The sequence below is a fragment of the Erwinia sp. 009765445 genome, assembly GCF_058137865.1.
The window spans coordinates 36,764-56,668 of record NZ_JBYUWC010000007.1 but is presented as its reverse complement, the minus strand read 5'-3'; the positions used below and the strand labels follow the sequence as shown (position 1 = coordinate 56,668).

Below are 19,905 nucleotides of genomic sequence, written 5' to 3'. Positions count from 1 at the left end.
TCATCTTCATCTCGCTAAAGGTCAATTTGCATTCCGTCCCAGCTGACTTCAATCCCGGCGCGCGTCAGCGCCTGACGCTCAGCCGACTCTTCGTCGAGGATCGGGTTGGTGTTATTGATATGAATAAGGATTTTGCGTTCAGCGGGCATCGAGGCCAGCAGCGCCATCAGCCCCTGCTCTTCGGCCAACGCCAGGTGGCCCATATCCCGCCCGGTATTGCGGCCTACGCCGGTGTTAGCCAGCTCGTTATCCTGCCACAGCGTGCCGTCAATCAGCAGACAGTCGGCTTTTTGCAGCCAGCCCAACAGCTCACTGTCCGGTTCGCCCAGGCCTGGCGCATACAGCAGCGTCTTGCCGCTGCGGGTATCTTCGATAAAAAGTGCTACATTGTGGCCCGGCAGCGGCCGGTTACGATACTGCGAGTAAGGCGGCGCATTGCTCAGCAGCGGGATCGCTGTGAACTTCAGGGCAGGACAGACGGCAACGGAGAAGGGGTCGCCAGGCTGGATGGCATGGTGCACGAGGCCGCCATTCCAGTGGCTTAGCATGGTGAACACCGGAAAGCCGGTGGTCAGGTCATCATGTACTTCCGGCGTGCACCACACCTGATGCGGGCAGCCTTCGCGCAGGCTCAGCAGGCCGGTAGTGTGATCGATCTGGCTGTCGGTCAGGATAACAGAGCCAATCGCCGTGCCGCGCAGTACGCCTTCTTTGTTCAGCGCAGGCGTGGCCGCTATCTGATGGGCAATGTCCGGAGAAGCGTTGCACAGCACAAAGTCGATGCCGTCATCGCTGATAGCGATGGAAGACTGAGTGCGCGCGGAAGTTTTCAGGGTGCCGTTACGCACCCCCTGACAGTTTCTGCAGTTGCAGTTCCACTGAGGGAAACCACCGCCCGCCGCAGAACCCAGAACGTTAATCTGCATGTTTTTACCAGGTGAAAAAGAAGATGCCCACAGCTGGCCGTGGGCATGGGTGATTAGCGGTTAGAGATGTACAGCGTAACTTCCAGACCTAAGCGTAAATCAACAAATTTAGGTTTAGTCCACATAGTCATGTTCCTCTTGATGTTAACGAAAGAACCGCCTTTAAGTTCGGCAGGTAAACAGCTTATTGTCAAATATCGAAGATTCGGCGGCGCAGATGTTACGCCTATGTCACATCGATATCAACCCTGTGTTCGGCAGGAATTTGGGTGGAAAAATGCCTGAACGTTCCAGGTGGTTCATTCTCCCCATGTTTTTTTCAGAACCCGTAACCAGTTGCGCCAGCAGATTTTTTCAATCAGCCGATCTGAATATCCCGCTGCAACCATCGCATCGATCAGACGCGGCAGCCCGGCGACATCGCCCAACCCGGCGGGCACGCTGATGCCGTCAAAATCCGACCCCAGGCCGATCCGATCTTCGCCCAGCTTGTCCATCAGGCCATCCAGATGCCGGACGATCTCGCCGAGCGGCGTGTCGCTGTCACGCTTGCCATCCGCACGAAGAAACGCATTGCCGAAGTTCACGCCCACAAAGCCGTCGCTTTCGGCAATGGCCGCCAGCTGACGGGCGGTGAGGTTACGCGGCTGCGGACACAGCGCATGCACGTTAGAGTGGGTGGCAACCAGCGGTGCGGAGCTGTGTTGAGCGGTCTGCCAGAAGGCTTTCTCATTCATATGAGACAGGTCGATCAGCAGTCTCTTCTGATTACAGAGCCGCAGCAGATTCAGTCCGGCGAGCGTCAGACCTTCACCCCTGTCCGGCGAGCCGGGAAAATCACCTGTCACTCCGGTGCCAAAGACGTTTTGCAGATTCCACAGCGGACCGATGCTGCGCAGCCCGGCAGCGATCCAGCTATCAAGCTGGCTGCACTCTTCGTCCAGCGCTTCAGCCCCTTCGATATGCAACACCATCGCCAGCACGCCTTGCGAGAGGCACTGTTCAATTTCAGCGGCGGTACGGCAGAGACGGGCCATCCCCTCTGACTGGTCTGCAATTCTGTGCAGCAGGGCGATCTGTGCTTCAGTGATGGCTAACGGGCTGTGCTGCGCTTCATCATAAGCTGCATTATTCTGCTTAACGTACTGAGCTGGTGGCACAAAAACAGCGAACAAACCGCCAGCAAAACCTCCCTGACGCATACGTGGCAGATCAAGATGCCCCCTCCCCGACCCATGAAGAAAATCAGCCACGGCGGTATCTGCAGACGGCTGCAGCCACAGACGCAGCAGCAGATCGTTGTGGCCGTCAAAGACAGGCTGAAGAGAAACGGAAGACTTTGGGTTCAGGATGTTAGTCAAATCAGGCTCAGTGTTATGAATCAGCAGGTATGTTTTTAATAAAAAAATGATACCCCGGAACAGACTGAGAGTGCCCGGCTAAAAAGTGCGGTCAAAGTTAAAGAAATCGCATGGCTGGCCGGTTTTCCGCCAGAAATTGTTACCGGTGCTTGACGGCGTGACACGATGTGTCTGATTGTTACTGCTGAAAAATTCGCCGATCTGCTTACCTGCCTGAAAGGAGCACTCTGATGTCCCGACTGACCGCGAAAGATTTCTCTCCCGAACTGCTCGAGATTTATGATTACTACGTTCACGGCAAAATTAATAAGCGTGAGTTTCTGTCTCTGGCCGGTAAGTTTGCGGTCGGCGGGCTGACAGCGGCGGCGCTGTTGGCCTCGCTCAGCCCCAATTATGCGCTGGCGGAACAGGTAGAGTTCACCGATCCGGACATCCTGCCGGAATATATTCACTACCCTTCACCCAACGGTAATCAGACCGTGCGCGGCTATCTGGTGCGTCCGGCGAAAGCAACCGGCAAGGTGCCTGCCGTAGTTGTGGTGCATGAGAATCGTGGACTCAATCCCTATATCGAAGACGTCGCGCGCCGCGTGGCGAAGGCCGGTTTTATCGCGCTGGCCCCGGATGGGCTGAGCGTGATGGGCGGCTATCCCGGCAATGATGAAAAGGGCCGCGAGATGCAGCAGCAGATCGACCCGACCAAATTGATGAACGACTTTTTCGCCGCGATCGAATTTTTGATTAAGGATGATCGAACGACCGGGAAAGTGGGCATTACCGGTTTCTGCTATGGAGGCGGCGTTGCTAATGCGGCGGCAGTGGCTTATCCGGAGCTGGCCTGCGCCGTGCCGTTTTATGGTCGCCAGCCGGATGCCAAAGATGTGGCCCGTATTAAAGCTCCGCTGCTGCTGCATTATGCCGGACTGGACACGCGGATTACCGAAGGCTGGCCTGCTTATGAGGCGGCGCTGAAGGAGAATCATAAAATTTATGAGGCACATATTTACCCGGAAGTGAACCACGGCTTCCATAACGACTCGACTCCTCGCTACGATAAAAAAGCCGCCGACCTGGCCTGGGAGAGAACGGTAAGCTGGTTCAATAAGTATCTGGTGTAACGAGAAAAAAGTCTGGCAGGCCGCCAGTCAATAATCTTTGCGAAGGAGTACTCAAAAAGGCCAGCTATCTTTTGACCGGGCGTTTTTTGTTCAGCATTATTAGCCGGTAGAGAAGACCAGGGAGGGGATATGAGTGCTCAGGCGAAACCAGCAAACGGATTTTCCCGGTTTGCAGAGTCCAGAAAAGAAAGGAGGCAAACTATGAACGGTGAGGGTTGTGCCACTCGTTTCGCCCGCCTTGAATCGGATATGTCATATGTTAAGCGTGACATCATTGAGATAAAAGGCGAGCTGAAAGATATTCGCGCTGACATGAAAGATTTTCGCACAGTAGTCCGCGATGACATTAAAGACCTCCGCACAGATATGCGCACCGGTTTCCGGCTGATGTTCGGTGCACTGATTTCCGTTGCTGTCACGCTGGCCGGGATTATGGCAAGGGGATTTAACTGGCTTTAACGCCCGCACTCCAGATTGGGTACTGATTACCTGCTCGTTGTAAAAAGGTTGATTGACGGGAGCCGATAATTGCTTATCGTAATGTAACCAGATATATAACGAAGAGCACCTCATGATCTCCAGATTCAATATATTAACTCCGGCCCGCCTGGCGGGTGCCGTTGCTGTTGTCCTGTCTCTTTCCGGCTACGCCCATGCTGCAGAAGATTTCCGTGTGACCTACGCGGGTTCAATGGGCGTGGTGATGGACAAAGCGCTGGGTCCGGCCTTTGCCAAAAGCAATCAGGTGAATTATCAGGGGCAGGGGCAGGGGGCCTACGGGATGGCGAACCTGCTTGCGTCGAAAAAAGTGGTGGCAGATGTGTTCGTTTCTATCACCCCAGGCCCGATTGCCGTGCTGCAAAAAGCCGGACTGGTGGATAAAGCTGAACCGGTTGCCAGCACCAGCATGGTGATTGCGTATAACCCCAAAGGGAAATACGCGGAAGCCTTCAACGCTATCCGTGACAACAAGGCTGGCGCGGAGCCGTGGTGGAAAGTGCTGCAAACGCCTTCTCTGCGCTTTGGGCGCACCGATCCGGCTACCGATCCGCAGGGGCAGAACATCATTTTCACCATGATGCTGGCCAGCCGCTATTACCAGCAGCCGGACCTGGTGGAAAAAGTGTTGGGTGAAACACAGAATCCGCACCAGGTGTTTGCTGAGGGCGGCTTGCTGACGCGACTGGAAGCCGGACAGGTTGATGCCGCTTCCGGTTATGAGAGCGCCACGCGTTCCGCCCATCTGCCCTACATCAGGCTGCCGGATGAAATTAACCTGAGCAATCCGGAGATGGATGCCAGCTGGTACAGCAAGGTGAGTTTTGATATCACCAATGCTAAAGGCCAGAAAAAAACGCTGCACACTCAGCAGCTGGTATTTTATGCAGCAGTGCTGAAAAACGCGCCACATCCGGAGCTGGCGCAGAAGTTTATGAAGTTTATGCAGAGCAAAGAAGGCCAGGCGCTGTTTGAGAAAAACGGTTATGGCGCGCCAAAAGGCGGGGCAATGTAATTTGCGTTCGCTCTGGCTGGGGATGCCGGCAGTTCTGCTGCTGCTCATCCCCTTTCTGACCCTGGCATGGCTGACGCCGTGGTCCGGCTTTCATCTTGCTTATGGCGACGGTCAGGCCGTTGCCACATCGCTGGGGATGAGCGCGATTGCTCTCCCGCTGATTATTCTGCTGGGGTTGCCACTGGCGTTATGGCTGGCGAGAACCGGCTCCCGCTGGCGCGGTGTAGTGGAGGTGGCGGTACTGATCCCCCTGCTGGCACCACCTCTGGCGATGGGGATCCTGCTGGTCTCTGTATTCGGGCCTTACGGGTCAATTGGTGAGGCGCTTTCCGCGATTGGTCTGGCGCTGAATAACAACGCTGGCGCTTTTGTGACAGCGCAGATTTATGGCGGGCTGCCTTATTTTGTATTGGCAGCCCGGGCCGCTTTTGAAAACGTGCCGGTGGAGATTGAAGAAGCCGGGCAGACACTGGGTGCTTCAGCCTGGCAAATCTTCTGGCGACTGACTCTGCCGCAGGCGGCAAGAGGGCTGGCCGCTGCGCTGGCAATCACCTGGGTAAGGGTGATTGGCGAATTCGGCATCGTACTGGTGTTCAGTTACTTCCCGCAGGGTATCCCGGTGAAACTCTTTATCAACCTGCAAAATGACGGCGTTGATTCCGTCTATGCCCTGCTGTGGGTGCTGCTGGTGACCACTTTGCCACTGCCGTTATGGTGTGTGATGCGCGCCGGACGCAAAGCCTTTTAAGAGGCCAGCGGCCCATATCACGAAGCCTTCGCTACTGTCCGTTTACTCTTCTGAACCCTCAGCGCACCCGGCGTGGAACCTGTCGTGCGTTTAAACGCCCGGCTGAAGGCGGCCAGCGAGCCGTAACCCAGTCGCCATGCCACGGTTTCAATCGCTTCACCTTCCCGTCCAATCCACTGCATTGCCAGCTGCATGCGCAGCTCCGTCAGGTAGCGCACCGGCGTCATACCCGTTACCGCCAGAAACCGCTCGGCAAACACCGAGCGCGAGCTGCCCATTTCAGCTGCCAGCTGCGCTACGGTCCAGTTTTTTCCCGGTTCGCGATGCAGGGCAACCAGCGCTTTGCCCAGCCGTGGATCGCGAAGCGCCTGCAGCCAGCCACCGGCATCGCCACAGCCAGATTCCACCCAGCCACGGACGATAAATGCTGCCACCACGTCAGCCAGCCTTGAAAGGATCCCCGCATAGCCCGCACGTCTCGCCAGCGACTCCCGCTCCATCGCCTCCAGCATTGGCTGCAGTTCCGGGTATTTGCGCATCAGCGTATCTGCCAGCAGTACCTCCGGCATGGCGCTGACCAGCATCTGCATGCCGCCGAGGTCGAACTCCATGCAGCCGCTGAAAATCAGCGTAGTGGATCCCTGCAATTCCTGTGGTTCCTGCGGGCAGGATTTAACGCAGCAGACATTGCCGCAGACCGGGGTGGTATCGAAGGCGCGAATGTCCTTACAGGGGACATCTGGCGAAGAGAGCAGCACATGATCGATCCCCTGTGGCAGCAGCAGTGCATCGCCCGTATTGAGGGAATAAACGGTGCCGGTACCGGTGCGCAACAGCACCGGGCCACGACTGACAAAGTGAAACTGGGCACGACCTGGTGCATTGATAAAACCGATACCGAACGGCGCGGTCAGTTCAATACGCCGGTATTGCACACCCAGCAGACGCATGCCCAGCAGCAGCTCACTGGCCAGATCGTGGTTTTCTGCAGCCATTTTTCACCTTCCGGACGATTAATCAATAATTGCGGATTTTACATCATAGACCATCCGGTGCCAGCCTTTTACGCTTAGACTAACTTAATCCTGACGGAAAATTCCAGATGAACACACAACAACAGGCCATACCGGCTGATGAAAAGCCCCAGTGGGGCGCAGTCTTTTCCATGGCGCTTGGCGTGTTCGGACTGGTCACCGCAGAGTTCCTGCCGGCCAGCCTGCTGACGCCGATGGCCGCCAGCCTTGGCGTAACTGAAGGAATAACCGGCCAGGCCGTAACGGTGACCGCCGTCTTCGCGCTGCTGACCAGCTTTTTCAGCGCCGCAGTGACCCGCCGGATGGATCGTCGCTGGGTGATGCTGACCTTCTCAGCGATGTTGATTGTCTCGAACCTGCTGGTGGCCTTTGCCCCGAACCTCTCCTTTATCCTCGTTGCCCGCGTGCTGCTGGGGATTGCGATTGGTGGCTTCTGGACGCTGGCCGCCGCCACGGCAATGAGGCTGGTGCCCGAAGCGATGATCCCGCGTGCTTTATCGATCGTCTTCAGCGGCGTCTCGGTAGCGACAATCGTTGCCGCGCCAATGGGCAGCTACTTTGGCCATCTGATTGGCTGGCGCAACGTGTTTATCGCCGCCTCGCTGATTGGCCTGCTGGCGCTGGTCTGCCAGACGATCACTCTGCCTAAAATGCCGCCGAATCCGCTGAGCAAAGGTAGCTCGATCCTCTCGCTGATTGGGCGTCCTGGCATGCAGACCGCACTGCTGGCGATCATCATGGTCTTCTCCGGCCACTTCGCTTTCTTTACCTATCTGCGACCGTTCCTTGAAAGCGTCACCGGCGTGGGAGTGAACGGTTTATCGATGATCCTGCTGGGCTTTGGCGTTGCCAACTTTGCCGGTACGCTGATAGCAGGGATGCTGCTGGAGCGTAATCTGCACCTGACGCTGATCGGCATGCCGCTGGCGATGGGGCTGCTCGGCGTGGCGCTGGTCGGATTGGGATCTGCCCCAGTCAGCGACGCGATCCTGGTGGCGCTGTGGGGCATGGCCTTTGGCGCTGGCCCGGTGGGCTGGTCAACCTGGATCACCCGCACCATGCCGGAAGAGGCTGAAAGTGGTGGTGGTCTGCTGGTGGCGGCGATCCAGCTGGCAATTACTATCGGTGCGGCTGCAGGAGGTGTGGTGTTCAATGCCACCGGCGCTAAAGGCGTATTTATGGGCAGTGCGCTGGCGCTGCTGGTGGCCACGCTGATCATCTTTAGCGCATTACGCCCGAAAATCGCTTCCGTCTGTACTGCCGACAGCGACTGATTTTGCGGCCAGCAGAAAGGCTATTTCCTGCGGCCAGCAATACTTAATTCGCTTGAAAATAACGTCGGGAAACCATTTTCCCGGCGTTGCTCTTACCCTAACAGGCAATTTCCCCGAGCATCTTCGTCAGCTGGTCTGATAACTTTCGGCAATTTACGTTGACGATAATAGTGAAGAGAACCTAATCTGAGGTTACAAGCCACGCCCCACGTACTCTCCCGGCAATCACGTGGATATAACTTCTGGAAAAATCATGGTATCAACAACGACAATGCTGGCTGGACAGCAGCAGGCAGACCGGGTTTCTCTTGCCCGGATTTATCACCAGGCAGGTGTGCTGATGCTGTTTATCCGTTGGGGCCTGCTGTTGATTTCGGCACTCCTGGGCTGGTTTTTTGCTGAACTGCAGCTGGCCCTGATCGCAGGGGGGGATCCTGACGCTCAGCGCCACTGTTGTTAAAGTGTTGCTGCCGGGAAGCCTGTTTACCCGCCTCTATTTTTCCGTTGTCCTGCTGGCCTACGCCGCTTTGCTGATCCAACTGGGGGAGGGCGATACCGAATATCACTTCTCCATTTTTGTGCTGCTTTCCGCGCTGCTGGCCTATCGCGATTACAGACCGTTACTGGTGGGGGCTGCAACCGCCGCAGTTCATCACGCGCTGTTTAACTATCTTCAGGAACACGATTTATTTGGCGTGATGGTGTTTATGCATCCCGGATTTCATATGGTGGTGTTCCATGCGCTGTTTGTGGTGGCGCAGACCGCTATTCTGATTTACATCGCACTGAATATGGCCGCCGATGCCCGCTCCGCCCGCGAAGTGGCGCATCTGGCCTCCTGGATCACCCGCGAGCCGGGCAAGCTGACGCTGGCGCAGGATGAGGAGGCGACAAAGACCGAATTTGGCAAAACCTTTAACAATACCCTCGGCACCATGGGCAACACGCTTTGTCGGGTCAGTTCCGGCGTCGGTGAACTGCTGACGGCATCGGAAAGCATCCTCAAACGTAATGCGGCCCTGTCAGCGCGAACCGATGAGTAGGCGAGGGCGCTGGACTCAGCCGCCAGTGCGATGGAGCAGATGAATTCCGCTGCGACACTGACCAGTGCAAAAGCGCAGGAAGCTCGTGAGTTGGCGAATGGAGCCAGCAAACTGGCGTTAAAAGGCGGCAGTAATATTTACGATGCAGTGGATTCCATGGCGCAAATCAGCGACGCATCCCGTCGCATCAACGCCATTCTGGAATTGATCGACAGCATCGCTTTCCAGACCAATATTCTGTCGCTGAATGCCTCAGTAGAAGCCGCCAGCGCCGGTATGCACGGCAAAGGTTTTGCGGTGGTGGCTTCTGAAGTTCGCACTCTGGCAATTCGCTGTGAAGAGGCTGCAAAGGATATCCGCCAGACGATCGGCAACTCAGTCGAAGCGACCCATAACGGTTCACAGCAGGTCGAACATGCCGGAAAAACAATGGAGGAGATCATCTTCAGTATTGAGGAGCTGACTCAGCTGGTCGGTGAGCTGTCAGAGATGAGCGAACAGCAGCGCAGCAGTATCGCCCAGATGCGCGACAGTATTGCCAGCATCGACCGCAGCGTGCAGGACAACGTTGAGCACGTGGCGGAAACGGTCCAGGTGGCGCAGCTTCAGCAGCAGGCGGATGCGGTAAACCAGGCGATAGGGGTGTTCAGATTCGCCTGAACAGGCTGCGGGAACTGTTCGTCCCAGGCGGGAGAACTGGTCGGACGATAAACTCGCCCGGCCAACATGTCAGATCCCATCAGTGGAGCTGACGGCAGTATTCTTGCGGTCGGCCACTTCTCTCAGCCGTGCGAAAATTCTGTCCAGGTATATCCCTCAGCAGCCGGATTGACCTGGCCGACAGCGCTACCAGAGAAGTGGACGGTGAAAAGGGTGGCCTGATGGCGTGAGGCATAATCAAGCAGCCAGGCTCTGGCGCTGCAGGCCGCCGGTTTATCGCGGCAGAAAACTGAAGAGAGCCCGGGATGGGGTACCTGCAATTTGTTGTGCATCACATCGCCAGTAAATAACGCCACCTGTCCCGCCGATTCAAAGGCAATACTCATGTGGCTGGCGCTGTGGCCGTGAGTCGGCAGGAAGCGGATACCCGGCAAATATTCCCCGCCGTCCTCGGCCATTGTTTCCACTTTCCCGGCATCGATCAGCGGCTGCACGCTGTCGGCAAAAACGATCGCGCGCGGGGCGGCTTCAGCCGTCTGATACCATGCTATTTCCCCTGCAGGGATCACCCATTTTGCATTGGGGAAGGAAGGCACCCAGCGCTCGCCGTTCCGGATGGTGTTCCACCCCACATGATCGGTATGCAGGTGAGTGTGCAGAACACCGTCGATATCTTCCGGGCGCAGGCCGGTTGCCAGCAGATTGTCCATCCACGGGCTGTTCAATTGATCAAAGAGCGGGCTGAACGGGCGCGATTTGCCGTTTCCCGTGGCGGTATCAATCAGAAAGTGCCCCTGTGGTGATTCCACCAGCCAGCTGTGGACGCTCATTTCCAGCGGGCTTTCCAGCGTCATACCTTCCGGTAGCTGGCTTTCAGCGAGGTCCGGAAGGAGTTTTGCTGCGGGCAGGCTGAACGATTGTTCAATGAGTTTAGTGATTTTCAGTTCACCAACGGTCCATGAGGGCAGAGTGGTCATATCGTTCCTTATTTTGTGGCTAAATCAGGGCGTCAGGTTTTATCAATATGCCCTAAATCCCGCTCCGGGAAACAGACATTCCGCACCCGCTGCTTCAACTCCTTCACTTCCGGAAAACCGCCATCGATTTTGCGATCCCAAATAAGCTGTCCGTTGATGGCGATCTGATAAATACCGCCAGTGCCCGGGACCAGGGTAACCGAGGCCAGATCGGTGCTGAAGGTATGCAGCAATTCCTGCGCCATCCAGCCGGCACGCAGCAGCCAGTTGCACTGGGAACAGTACTCAATAGTTACGGCGGGAGACGTTTTCATGGTGGGGGTCCTCAAAAAATCAGGCCCTCATCTTCTGGTGACGAATGAGGACTGTCAACCTGGTGGTTTACTGAATTGTGAATAAATTATGGAGATCGTTGATATAAAGAATCAATCTGATTATCATTCTCATTTGTAACTCTGGGTCAGGGATCGACATCCATAACGCGCAGCAGGCGCAGGCTTTTTTTTCGCGGTTTTTCACGCCAGCGGCAGCAATGTATGAGTCGATACTAATAAAGAATAAAGGCTTACTAAAATGCGTAAACTCTTTTCCTCACAGGGAATTGTCCACACCACGGTGCTGTTCGGCACGCTGGTGACCTCCGGCTATTCCGTCGGGGCTGAAACAGCCACCGATACCACCTCAGCGACCACCACCTCTGGCAAGCCGCTAAAAGTCTCCGCAAAAAAAAACACGCCTTCTGAACCGCTGATGGTTGTTACCGCCCCACGGCAGGAGCAAGAAGCGGGCAGCAAAACCACCGTCACCGCCGAAGAGATGCAGAACAAAGGTGCCAATGATTTTGGCTCCATCATGCGCTATGAACCGTTGATCAGCGCCACCGGAACCAGCGGCGGCTCTTCGGCAGGCAAGAGCGGCTTCGACCGTAGTGGTTACACTGGCTATAACATTCGTGGTCTGGAAAGTAACCGTGTCGGGCTGGATGTGGATGGCATTCCACAACCTGCTGCAACCGGCCGCAGCTATGTCGGGCGTGCCGGTCTGAATACCTTTGGTATCGGGCGCGATTACATCGACCCCTATATGTATGGTCAGGTGGATATCGAATCGGGTGCCACCTCAACCTCGAAGGCCAATAACGCCATCGGCGGCGCAGTTTCATTCGTGCCGAAATCGGCGGATGATTATCTGTCTCTGGACAAGTCCACTTACTTTGGTTATCAGTCGGATTATGACTCCTCCAACCGCAGCTGGCACAACGGCATCACTGCCGCTGCTGGTGATGAAACGCTGCGTGGCGTGTTCGTCTACAGCCGCCGCGACGGTCAGGAAACCCGTAATAACAGCGGAACGATCGATGCGTATCCGGCCAACTGGCATTCCAACGCGCTGATGGCTTCAGGTATCTGGCAGCCCAACGATGAGCACAAGCTGACCGGCACCGTCGACTATTACGACAAGACCAACCATACCCATTACGACGCCTGGGACAGCACTGGCAAAACCATCTGGGGCACCGCGCAGCAGCAGAGTAACACCCGCCGCTGGGGCGTCAGCCTCAAGGATGAGTGGACGCCTGCCAATGCGTTTATCGACAGCCTGACTTCACGGGTGTTCTGGCAGCAGACCCAGGCGCACGACAACACCTATATGCCTTCCAGCGCCACGGCGATGGAGCGGGTCTATTCCGATTATGATGTCGATACCTGGGGCTTTGACACCCAGCTGGCAAAAATGCTTGGGCGTCATGAGCTGAGCGGCGGCCTGAACGGCAGCATCAGCGACACCAAACGTCCGTTTCGCCAGGAGCCTCCGGCCAGCCAGTACAGCGTGATCATGCAGCCGGACGCCAACAGCCGCAGCTACACGCTGGGCGGTTATGTGCAGGATAAAATCCACTTCGATCTCGACGGCCATGACTTCAGCGTTGTGCCGGGCGTTCGTGTGGCTCATCAGTCCACTAAACCTGAAAACCTCAGCAGCCTGACCACCGGTAGCAGCGTGCTGACGGAGGACCAGCTGCAAACCCTGTATGGCAAAGAGAACACCGATACCCAGCTGCTGCCATCGCTGAGCTTTAACTACGATCTGACACCAACGCTGATGACCTACGTGATGTACAAGCGCGGCGCACAGTTCCCGAATGCCAGCCAGCTGTATGGTTCCTGGAACCTCGGTTCAAGCTATGCCGGATCGCAGCAGTACGCATTAATCGGCAACAGCGATCTGAAAACAGAAACCAGCGACAACTACGAATGGGGCCTGAAAGGGGAGCCGGTGGAGGGCGTCTCGCTGAACGCAGCGATGTTCTATAACACCTATAAGAACTTTATCGCCTACACCCGCTATACCCGCTCCGGCAACCCGTCGATGTTCGGCAATGTTCCGTCGAATATCTACACTATTTATCAGGCTGAGAACCGTGATAAGGCCTATATCTATGGTGGCCAGCTCAGCACTAAACTGAACTTCGGCACCTGGTTTGAAGAGGTCAACGGCCTGAGCGCCACCTTCGCGCTGGGCTACAGTGAAGGGAAGTCTAAATCCAGCTACTCCGGCGACAGCTATGTCGACCTGGACAGCGTGGCTCCGGTGAAAGCCATTGTCGGCGTGGCGTGGGACGATCCTGCCAAACGTTACGGTGCTGCCGTGACCGCGACCTTTGTCAAAGGCAAGCGCGCCACCGACACTAACCGTGAAAGCTATACCAACAACGGTACTGCTCTGACGGACTCTACCAGCGAGTATATGCGCGTGCCGGGCTACGGTATGGTGGATATGACGGCTTACTGGCAGGTGGCGAAAAATGTCCGGGTGAACGGTGGCATCTATAACCTGACTGACCGTAAATACTGGGATTATCTGAGCAGCCGTAACCTGACAGAAAGCACCAATCAGGATGCTTATGATAAAGCGCTGGCAGTGATGCCCGGCCGCACCTTCCAGCTGGGCGTCAATGTCGACTTCTGATCGTAACGCCTTCTAATTAACCACACGTTGCCCTGCGCACTTCGCAGGGCTCAAAGGAGAGCAAATGCGGAGTACCCTATACCAACGTTTTCAGGCGCTGAAGACAGAGCAGCCGAAAAAATATGCCCGTGAGCTGGCTGGCCTGCTTGGCGTCAGTGAAGCTGAGCTGACTCAGGCCCGCACTCAGGATGATGCGGTGGCGCTGAAGCCCGATTTCACCGCGTTATTACCGGCGCTGGAAGCGGTGGGTGAAACCAAATCTATTACCCGTAACGAGTATGCCGTGCATGAGCAGATAGGGCGTTATGAAAACTTACATCTGGGCGGGCATGCCGGGCTGATCCTCAACCCACGTGCGCTTGACCAGCGTATATTCCCTTCACAGTGGAAAAGTGCCTTTGCGCTGCTGGAGCAAACCGCGCGTGGCGATCGCCACAGCATCCAGATTTTCGATGCGCACGGTGATGCCATCCTGAAAATTTACACCACGCCAGAAACTAACATGACGGCCTGGCAGGCGTTAGTGGCGGAGTTCACCGCCAAAGAGTCCCCTGCGCTGACCGTTACTCCGGCGCAGCCGGTGGCGTTAAATCAGCAACCGGACAATGCGCTGATCGAGCAGGAATGGCGTGCCATGACGGACGTACATCAGTTCTTTGGCCTGTTAAAACGCCACAACATTTCCCGTCAGCAGGCGTTTCGTGCCGTGGCCAGCGATCTGGCAATCAGGGTGGATAACAGCGCGCTGAGCGAGCTGCTGAAGCTGGCGCAGAACGATGGCAACGAGATCATGATTTTCATCGGTAACCGCGGCTGCGTGCAGATCTTCACCGGCGTGGTGGAGAAGCTGATGCCGATGGAGAACTGGCTGAACATCTTCAACCCGACATTCACTCTGCACCTGATGGAAGACTCCATCGCCGAGAGCTGGGTAACCCGCAAATCAACGGCAAACGGCACGGTGACCAGTCTGGAACTCTTTGCTGCCGATGGCACGCAGATTGTCCAGCTGTACGGTCAGCGCACCGAAGGTGAGCCGGAACAAGCCCGCTGGCGCGAACAGATCGCCATCCTGACTGATGAAGGAGCCGCCGCATGAAAGCGTGGCTGATAGCATTGCTGGCGCTGCCTTTATCGCTGATGGCGGAACAGCGGGTAGTGTCGATTGGCGGTGACGTGACGGAAATCATCTACGCGCTGGATGCGCAGCAGAGCCTGGTGGCCCGCGATTCCACCAGCCTGCAGCCTGCTGTGGCCACTAAACTGCCTGACGTAGGCTATATGCGCCAGCTGAATGCGGAAGGGATCCTGGCGATGAAGCCGACGCTGGTGATTGCCAGCGAGCTGGCAAAACCCTCTATTGCGCTGCAACAGGTTGAGCAGGCTGGCGTGAAGGTGGTGACGGTGACGGGCGAACCTTCGCTGAGCGCCATCCATCGGAAAATTGCCACCATCGCCAGCACGCTGAACCGGGAAGAACAGGGCAAAGCGCTGGAAGCGAAGATGGACAGCCAGCTGTCTGGCGTGTCGGACAAGCCGCTGCCGGTTAAGGTGCTCTATATCCTTAATCCCTCCGGCATGAAGGCGATGGCGGCCGGAACGGATACCGCCGCAGATGGCGCGATCCGCAGCGCAGGGTTGCAGAACGCCATGGGCAACATTCCGCACTATCAGGCGCTGACCCAGGAAGGCATTGTGGCGAGTGCGCCACAGCTGGTGGTGATTGGCGAAGACGGGCTGAAGGCGATGGGCGACGAAGATAAAATCTGGCAGTTGCCTGGTCTGGCGCTGACTCCGGCAGGGAAAAATCACAACCTGCTGGTGGTGGACGAGATGTCGCTGCTGGGCTTTGGTCTGCAAACCCCGGCCGCGATTTCCAGACTGCGTAACGCAGCAGAAGCCGTGGCGCAATGAAAACGGTGAACGTGCAGCGCGGGCTGCTGGTGATGCTGGTATTGATGGTGGCGATGGTACTGCTGGCGGCGAATATCGGCGCGATGCGACTGTCCCTGCCCGTGGTCTGGCACGCCCCAGCTGACAGCATGATCTGGAAGATCTGGTGGAATATCCGTTTGCCGCGCGTTCTCCTTGCCGTGCTGGTGGGTGCCGCGCTGGCACTCTCCGGCGCGATGATGCAGGGCCTGTTTCGTAACCCTCTGGCCGATCCCGGCCTGATGGGGATCAGCAGCGGCGCTTCGCTGATGCTGGCTTTTTCCATTGTTATCCCTGTGGCTCTGCCCGCTGCGCTGGCACTATGGTGGCCGATGCTGGCCGCCTTTGTGGGCAGTATTACGGTAACGGTGATTATTTTTATCCTCAGCCGCCACAGCAGTGCCACGCTTTCCCGGCTGTTACTGGCCGGAATAGCCATTAATGCTCTTTGTGGTGCGGCAGTAGGGATCCTGTCGTGGCTCAGCAACGATCAGCAACTGCGCCAGCTTTCGCTTTGGGGTATGGGCTCGCTGGGCCAGGCGCAGTGGTCAACGGTGCTGGCCTGTGCTGCGGTGATCCTGCCTGCCATGCTGGCGACTCAGTGGCAGGCGCGTCGGCTTAATTTATTGCAGCTGGGCGATGAAGAAGCGCATTACCTCGGCGTGGATGTTCGCCGCACCCAGCGGATCCTGCTGGTGCTCAGCGCGCTGATGGTTGCTGCTGCAGTGGCGGTCAGTGGCATCATCGGTTTTGTCGGGTTGGTGGTGCCACATCTGATCCGTCTGTGCATGGGCGGCGATCACCGCTGGCTGCTGCCGGGCGCGACATTACTCGGGGCTATTCTGATGCTGCTGGCTGACACCCTGGCCCGCACGATGGTGGCTCCGGCTGAAATGCCGGTAGGGTTGTTGACCAGCCTGCTTGGTGCTCCGTGGTTTTTATGGCTGATCCTGCGTCGCCAGGAAGGTCGAGATGAGTAGAATTTTACAGGCGGTTGGCGCTTCTTATCGGGCAGGGCAGCGGTTGCTGATTGACCATGTGTCACTGACGCTGCAGCCGGGCGAAATGGTCTCGCTGATTGGACCGAATGGTGCAGGTAAATCCACGCTTCTGCGGATGCTGACCGGATTTCTGCCAGCAAGCCAGGGGAGCTGTACCCTTGATAACCGGCTGATTGAAAGCTGGCCGCGCGATCGTCTGGCCCGCAGCAGGGCGGTGATGCGTCAGCAGAGCCACGTTGAGTTTGCCGTGCCGGTGCGGGACGTGGTGGCAATGGGCCGTGCGCCCTGGCCGGGACGGGCCAGCCAGCGAATGGTCGACGAAGTGATGCAGCTTACGGGCTGCGACGATCTGGCAAACCGCGACTATCGCTATCTTTCCGGTGGCGAGCAGCAGCGGGTGCAGCTCGCCAGAGCACTGGCACAGCTGTGGCATGATGATGGCCCACAGGGCTGGCTGTTTCTGGATGAGCCGACCTCGGCGCTGGATCTCTATCACCAGCAGCACGCTTTACGACTGCTGCATCAACTGACCCGCAAGGGCCAGCTGGCGGTATGTTGCGTCCTGCACGAACTGAATCTGGCGGCCTTGTGGTCAGACAGAATGTTGCTGCTGCATCAGGGCTCACTGGTGGCCAGTGGCACGCCAGCAGAGGTGATGACTGAAGAGACGCTAACCCGCTGGTATCAGGCCGATCTGCAGGTTCATCACCACAGCCAGGACGCGGTGCCACAAATCGTCCTGCGGCGATAAAAGCAGGAAGCCCTGAAGATTGTCGCAGCCAGCTTCTTCCCGTATCTGCCGCTGCGCTTCCGTCTCCACGCCTTCCGCCGTCACCTCCAGCCCCAGCGAATGCCCAAGCCGGATCACCGTTTCCACTATGGTGGTGGCATTCGGCTGGATGCCGGGCATCCGGGCAAAGCAGCGGTCAATCTTCGGGAACTGCGTCAGGTAATTCAGACTGGAATAGCCGGTGCCAAAATCATCCAGCGCGATCCGGTATCTTTTCCCCGCAGCGATATCAGGCTCTTATGAAGTAAAGACATTATTCCATAGTCTGTTACCGGCAAAGGGTAACTCATTCTTTTACGGGAAATTATTCAGTCCACTTTAAAATCATGCAGCGCATCGCGGTTAATTTCGATACCCAGCCCTGGGCCTGTCGGGATTGCCACCCGTCCCTGATGATGGGTTATCGGCGTGGTCAGGATGGCCTGACGGATTGGGTGCTCGGTGCGGTCAAACTCCAGCAGAGGCTCGGTGGGGGACAGCGATACCGGCGTGTGCGACGGCACCAGCGCCATCCACTGCAGCGAGGCGGCGATGCCGATACCGGTGCCCCAGACGTGAGGATTAGTCCGGATGCTGAAGGCCATCGCCATATCGGCGATTTTCTTGCACTCAGACAGGCCGCCAGCGGAACAGATGTCCGGTTGCAGAATATCCATCGCGCCGTGGTCAGAAGCCAGCATCAGCGTGGTCTCGTCATCCATCTCTTGCAGCAGTTTACCAATGCTCTTATCCAGCACCTTGTAGCACTCGCGCATCACATCATCGTAAGCCTGCGCCTTGCCTGCCTCATAAAATGGTGATTGTGGATCCACCTGGCCGAGGCAGTTATGGTGCGACTCGTCTGCCAGGCGGTGCACGGTGGCCCACAGGGAGAAGTCATGTTTCTGTGTCAGGCTAATGGCGGTGTCGCACAGCCAAAGGGATTGCTCATCACCCTCCTGCAGCGTGGCTGGCAGATAGCTCTCCTGCGGGGATGCCTTCACCACCCACTTGCTGTAAAACGGGCCGAAATTCTTCAGCAGCTCGTTGCCCAACGCCTGGTCGGACGTCAGGCGATCCTTGCGGGTGACCTGGCTTTGCAGGATCTCAATCTCATTCAGTGCAGGCTGATAGCGTACGAGGAAGAAGCGCACGCTGCCCTCCACGCCGTGGTTGCTCAGCGGCAGCCAGTCGCTCCACTGGCCCAGAGTCAGAGTGACATTTTCATCTGCCAGGCGCAGCACTGGCTGGCTGGCGGACTCGTCGAGGGTCATTGCCAGCGAAAGCCCCTGCTGAGCCTGCATGGTCAGGCGGGTGGTGCCCTCGTGCTGCTCCAGCGGCTGCCAGGCCCCCTTTTCGTGATAGGCCAGCGAGGAGGAGGGCGGCCAGCCCAGCTTCTGCTGCCGGGCCTGCTTATTGCCGGTGTGCTGTTCATAAAGGGTGGTGTGGCCCATTGCTTTAAACTGCTCGGCAGGCCATGCCGCCGCGCGTCCCCAGTAGGGCGCAAAGCTGAAATGCGGCGAGTCCGCAGCGACGGTTTCCGGGAAATGACCAGAGATGCCCGCAGCCCTTTGTTTTTCATCAGTGAAAGCAGATTACCGGTCGCTGCATTGTCGGCCGGACTGCCCTGACCAATCCATGAGGTTCCGGGGCACTGACCGGCCATAAACGTCACCCAGTTCACGTCGCCCCAGGCGGAAATAAACGGCAGCAGCTCGCAGGCGGCACCCCGCTGAAAAAGAGTGCGGATATGGGGCAGGATCCCCTCGTCGGAGTACCTTTTCAGCAGGGGCATCGTCAGCCCGTCGACCCCAAATACGATGACTTTACGCATGTCTTCTCCTTAAATAAGTGCCTTCAGCGGGCAGAGACTGAAATGGAAACGGACTGGCCATACAGCGGCGTTTTATTGATGATGCAGTCCATTACGCTGTTCATACTGCTGCGAATATGCTGGCGCATTGCCTCTTCCGCGCGGTTCTCATCGCGTGCCAGCAGCGCCAGCAGCACCTCGCGGTGTTCATAATAGGACTGCAATTTGCGACCGGGCAGGCGGCTGGCGATGATGTGAAACTGCCGCAGCCGGTCGATGTAGTTGGTCATGATGGTATTGATGTAGTGGTTGTCGATGCAGGTGCAAATCATCTCGTGCAGCGAATCGCCGGGATCGCTGACCGCCGCCTCATCTGCCAGCAGGCTGGTTTCAATCGAGGCGAGGTAGTGCTGCATCTGCTGCAGTTGCTCTTCGCTCAGCCGGTGAGTGGCGTTGCGGGTGGCGATGCCCTCCAGCGCCTCGCGGATCAGAAACAGCTCCTGAATATCCCGCAGCTTAATTTCCGCGACGAACCAGCCCTTGCGCGGGGCCAGCTCAACGAAGCTCTCCTGCTGCAGCCGGTAGAGCGCTTCACGTACCGGCGTGCGGCTCATTGCCAGCTGCTCAATCAGCCCCATTTCCGTCAGCGAGCTGCCCGGCGCGATCTCCATATTGAGGATCATCTCTTTGATCCTCTCGTAGGCGATAAAGCTCAGCGATTTTTTGATATTGCCCGTTGTGGCAGGAGACATAGTCACACTCCTTC

Annotated in this window: 22 protein-coding genes and 1 pseudogene; 13 read left to right on the top strand and 10 right to left on the bottom strand. The window is 57.2% G+C overall.

Going from position 1 to position 19,905, the window contains the following annotated elements:
* Window positions 1-14: 14 nt before the first annotated feature.
* The 3 genes from pqqB to AC3Y5R_RS09115 form a co-directional block, all read right to left on the bottom strand.
* Complete coding sequence (gene pqqB / locus AC3Y5R_RS09125) at window positions 15-926, bottom strand: pyrroloquinoline quinone biosynthesis protein PqqB (protein WP_489921060.1); 912 nt, start codon at window positions 924-926, stop codon at window positions 15-17.
* Between the two features lie 53 nt (window positions 927-979).
* Complete coding sequence (gene pqqA / locus AC3Y5R_RS09120; protein WP_071822147.1) at window positions 980-1,051, bottom strand: pyrroloquinoline quinone precursor peptide PqqA; 72 nt, start codon at window positions 1,049-1,051, stop codon at window positions 980-982.
* 174 nt (window positions 1,052-1,225) lie between these two features.
* Window positions 1,226-2,287 (bottom strand): dipeptidase, encoded by a 1,062-nt coding sequence (locus AC3Y5R_RS09115; RefSeq protein ID WP_489921059.1) that lies wholly within the window; start codon window positions 2,285-2,287, stop codon window positions 1,226-1,228.
* A gap of 230 nt (window positions 2,288-2,517) precedes the next feature.
* On the opposite strand from AC3Y5R_RS09115, the gene yghX reads away from it, so the two are divergent.
* The 4 genes from yghX (at window position 2,518) to AC3Y5R_RS09095 (ending at window position 5,666) form a co-directional block, all read left to right on the top strand.
* The gene (gene yghX / locus AC3Y5R_RS09110) at window positions 2,518-3,405 is read left to right on the top strand and encodes a YghX family hydrolase (RefSeq protein WP_489921058.1); all 888 of its coding nucleotides are present in this window, start codon (window positions 2,518-2,520) and stop codon (window positions 3,403-3,405) included.
* A gap of 201 nt (window positions 3,406-3,606) precedes the next feature.
* Entirely contained in the window at window positions 3,607-3,864 is a 258-nt protein-coding gene (locus tag AC3Y5R_RS09105) for a hypothetical protein (protein ID WP_489921057.1), read from the top strand.
* Between the two features lie 112 nt (window positions 3,865-3,976).
* Window positions 3,977-4,918, top strand: a complete 942-nt coding sequence (locus tag AC3Y5R_RS09100; RefSeq protein ID WP_489921056.1) for an extracellular solute-binding protein — start codon at window positions 3,977-3,979, stop codon at window positions 4,916-4,918.
* Window positions 4,890-5,666, top strand: coding sequence for an ABC transporter permease subunit (locus AC3Y5R_RS09095; RefSeq protein ID WP_489921055.1), 777 nt, complete (start codon window positions 4,890-4,892; stop codon window positions 5,664-5,666). The genes AC3Y5R_RS09100 and AC3Y5R_RS09095 overlap by 29 nt, the downstream gene beginning before the upstream one ends.
* 17 nt (window positions 5,667-5,683) lie before the next feature.
* Here the strand turns inward: AC3Y5R_RS09095 and AC3Y5R_RS09090 are convergent, their stop codons facing one another.
* Window positions 5,684-6,661, bottom strand: coding sequence for an AraC family transcriptional regulator (locus tag AC3Y5R_RS09090; protein WP_489921054.1), 978 nt, complete (start codon window positions 6,659-6,661; stop codon window positions 5,684-5,686).
* A 107-nt stretch (window positions 6,662-6,768) separates the two neighbouring features.
* Between AC3Y5R_RS09090 and AC3Y5R_RS09085 the strand changes: the two genes are divergently transcribed.
* From AC3Y5R_RS09085 to AC3Y5R_RS09070, 4 genes are all read left to right on the top strand, one after another.
* Window positions 6,769-7,974, top strand: coding sequence for an MFS transporter (locus tag AC3Y5R_RS09085; RefSeq protein ID WP_489921053.1), 1,206 nt, complete (start codon window positions 6,769-6,771; stop codon window positions 7,972-7,974).
* A gap of 253 nt (window positions 7,975-8,227) precedes the next feature.
* On the top strand, window positions 8,228-8,434 hold the full coding sequence (locus AC3Y5R_RS09080; protein ID WP_489921052.1) for a hypothetical protein: 207 nt from the start codon (window positions 8,228-8,230) through the stop codon (window positions 8,432-8,434).
* Window position 8,435: 1 nt separating this feature from the next.
* Entirely contained in the window at window positions 8,436-9,017 is a 582-nt protein-coding gene (locus AC3Y5R_RS09075) for a hypothetical protein (RefSeq protein WP_489921051.1), read from the top strand.
* A 39-nt stretch (window positions 9,018-9,056) separates the two neighbouring features.
* The gene (locus tag AC3Y5R_RS09070) at window positions 9,057-9,677 is read left to right on the top strand and encodes a methyl-accepting chemotaxis protein (RefSeq protein WP_489921050.1); all 621 of its coding nucleotides are present in this window, start codon (window positions 9,057-9,059) and stop codon (window positions 9,675-9,677) included.
* A 122-nt stretch (window positions 9,678-9,799) separates the two neighbouring features.
* Here AC3Y5R_RS09070 and AC3Y5R_RS09065 read toward each other — a convergent pair whose 3' ends face one another.
* Complete coding sequence (locus tag AC3Y5R_RS09065; RefSeq protein ID WP_489921049.1) at window positions 9,800-10,654, bottom strand: MBL fold metallo-hydrolase; 855 nt, start codon at window positions 10,652-10,654, stop codon at window positions 9,800-9,802.
* Window positions 10,655-10,686: 32 nt separating this feature from the next.
* Window positions 10,687-10,968 (bottom strand): Rdx family protein, encoded by a 282-nt coding sequence (locus AC3Y5R_RS09060; RefSeq protein WP_489921048.1) that lies wholly within the window; start codon window positions 10,966-10,968, stop codon window positions 10,687-10,689.
* Between the two features lie 259 nt (window positions 10,969-11,227).
* Here AC3Y5R_RS09060 and AC3Y5R_RS09055 point away from each other — a divergent pair, with 259 nt between their 5' ends.
* The 5 genes from AC3Y5R_RS09055 (at window position 11,228) to AC3Y5R_RS09035 (ending at window position 17,308) form a co-directional block, all read left to right on the top strand.
* Window positions 11,228-13,624, top strand: a complete 2,397-nt coding sequence (locus AC3Y5R_RS09055; RefSeq protein ID WP_489921047.1) for a TonB-dependent receptor domain-containing protein — start codon at window positions 11,228-11,230, stop codon at window positions 13,622-13,624.
* A gap of 64 nt (window positions 13,625-13,688) precedes the next feature.
* Window positions 13,689-14,723 (top strand): hemin-degrading factor, encoded by a 1,035-nt coding sequence (locus AC3Y5R_RS09050; RefSeq protein WP_489921046.1) that lies wholly within the window; start codon window positions 13,689-13,691, stop codon window positions 14,721-14,723.
* On the top strand, window positions 14,720-15,538 hold the full coding sequence (locus tag AC3Y5R_RS09045; RefSeq protein ID WP_489921045.1) for a heme/hemin ABC transporter substrate-binding protein: 819 nt from the start codon (window positions 14,720-14,722) through the stop codon (window positions 15,536-15,538). Before AC3Y5R_RS09050 ends, AC3Y5R_RS09045 begins: the two co-directional genes overlap by 4 nt.
* Window positions 15,535-16,536, top strand: a complete 1,002-nt coding sequence (locus AC3Y5R_RS09040) for a FecCD family ABC transporter permease (RefSeq protein ID WP_158784601.1) — start codon at window positions 15,535-15,537, stop codon at window positions 16,534-16,536. Before AC3Y5R_RS09045 ends, AC3Y5R_RS09040 begins: the two co-directional genes overlap by 4 nt.
* Window positions 16,529-17,308, top strand: a complete 780-nt coding sequence (locus tag AC3Y5R_RS09035; RefSeq protein WP_489921044.1) for a heme ABC transporter ATP-binding protein — start codon at window positions 16,529-16,531, stop codon at window positions 17,306-17,308. Before AC3Y5R_RS09040 ends, AC3Y5R_RS09035 begins: the two co-directional genes overlap by 8 nt.
* Here AC3Y5R_RS09035 and AC3Y5R_RS09030 read toward each other — a convergent pair.
* The 4 genes and pseudogenes from AC3Y5R_RS09030 to AC3Y5R_RS09015 all read right to left on the bottom strand — a co-directional run bounded on the left by AC3Y5R_RS09030 (window position 17,228) and on the right by AC3Y5R_RS09015 (window position 19,891).
* Window positions 17,228-17,506, bottom strand: coding sequence for an EAL domain-containing protein (locus AC3Y5R_RS09030; RefSeq protein WP_489921229.1), 279 nt, complete (start codon window positions 17,504-17,506; stop codon window positions 17,228-17,230). The two genes, AC3Y5R_RS09035 and AC3Y5R_RS09030, sit on opposite strands and share 81 nt — an antisense overlap.
* Window positions 17,507-17,655: 149 nt before the next feature.
* Window positions 17,656-18,780: an enolase C-terminal domain-like protein gene (locus AC3Y5R_RS09025; RefSeq protein WP_489921043.1), complete on the bottom strand. Its 1,125-nt coding sequence runs from the start codon at window positions 18,778-18,780 to the stop codon at window positions 17,656-17,658.
* Window positions 18,781-18,971: 191 nt separating this feature from the next.
* Window positions 18,972-19,160: pseudogene (locus AC3Y5R_RS09020) on the bottom strand (alkaline phosphatase family protein); the annotation flags it as partial.
* A gap of 23 nt (window positions 19,161-19,183) precedes the next feature.
* On the bottom strand, window positions 19,184-19,891 hold the full coding sequence (locus AC3Y5R_RS09015; protein WP_489921042.1) for a GntR family transcriptional regulator: 708 nt from the start codon (window positions 19,889-19,891) through the stop codon (window positions 19,184-19,186).
* Between the last annotated feature and the right edge of the window lie 14 nt (window positions 19,892-19,905).

Bases quoted from the DNA above. Each gene is read 5' to 3' on its own strand.
- AC3Y5R_RS09065 (WP_489921049.1), bottom strand. From the start codon at position 10,654: ATGACCACTCTGCCCTCATGGACCGTTGGTGAACTGAAAATCACTAAA.
- AC3Y5R_RS09080 (WP_489921052.1), top strand. From the start codon at position 8,228: ATGGTATCAACAACGACAATGCTGGCTGGACAGCAGCAGGCAGACCGG.
- AC3Y5R_RS09085 (WP_489921053.1), top strand. From the start codon at position 6,769: ATGAACACACAACAACAGGCCATACCGGCTGATGAAAAGCCCCAGTGG.
- AC3Y5R_RS09105 (WP_489921057.1), top strand. From the start codon at position 3,607: ATGAACGGTGAGGGTTGTGCCACTCGTTTCGCCCGCCTTGAATCGGAT.
- AC3Y5R_RS09055 (WP_489921047.1), top strand. From the start codon at position 11,228: ATGCGTAAACTCTTTTCCTCACAGGGAATTGTCCACACCACGGTGCTG.
- AC3Y5R_RS09025 (WP_489921043.1), bottom strand. From the start codon at position 18,780: ATGGGCCACACCACCCTTTATGAACAGCACACCGGCAATAAGCAGGCC.
- AC3Y5R_RS09040 (WP_158784601.1), top strand. From the start codon at position 15,535: ATGAAAACGGTGAACGTGCAGCGCGGGCTGCTGGTGATGCTGGTATTG.
- AC3Y5R_RS09050 (WP_489921046.1), top strand. From the start codon at position 13,689: ATGCGGAGTACCCTATACCAACGTTTTCAGGCGCTGAAGACAGAGCAG.
- AC3Y5R_RS09045 (WP_489921045.1), top strand. From the start codon at position 14,720: ATGAAAGCGTGGCTGATAGCATTGCTGGCGCTGCCTTTATCGCTGATG.
- pqqB (WP_489921060.1), bottom strand. From the start codon at position 926: ATGCAGATTAACGTTCTGGGTTCTGCGGCGGGCGGTGGTTTCCCTCAG.
- yghX (WP_489921058.1), top strand. From the start codon at position 2,518: ATGTCCCGACTGACCGCGAAAGATTTCTCTCCCGAACTGCTCGAGATT.
- AC3Y5R_RS09100 (WP_489921056.1), top strand. From the start codon at position 3,977: ATGATCTCCAGATTCAATATATTAACTCCGGCCCGCCTGGCGGGTGCC.
- AC3Y5R_RS09035 (WP_489921044.1), top strand. From the start codon at position 16,529: ATGAGTAGAATTTTACAGGCGGTTGGCGCTTCTTATCGGGCAGGGCAG.
- AC3Y5R_RS09015 (WP_489921042.1), bottom strand. From the start codon at position 19,891: ATGTCTCCTGCCACAACGGGCAATATCAAAAAATCGCTGAGCTTTATC.
- AC3Y5R_RS09070 (WP_489921050.1), top strand. From the start codon at position 9,057: ATGAATTCCGCTGCGACACTGACCAGTGCAAAAGCGCAGGAAGCTCGT.
- AC3Y5R_RS09090 (WP_489921054.1), bottom strand. From the start codon at position 6,661: ATGGCTGCAGAAAACCACGATCTGGCCAGTGAGCTGCTGCTGGGCATG.
- AC3Y5R_RS09060 (WP_489921048.1), bottom strand. From the start codon at position 10,968: ATGAAAACGTCTCCCGCCGTAACTATTGAGTACTGTTCCCAGTGCAAC.
- AC3Y5R_RS09095 (WP_489921055.1), top strand. From the start codon at position 4,890: ATGGCGCGCCAAAAGGCGGGGCAATGTAATTTGCGTTCGCTCTGGCTG.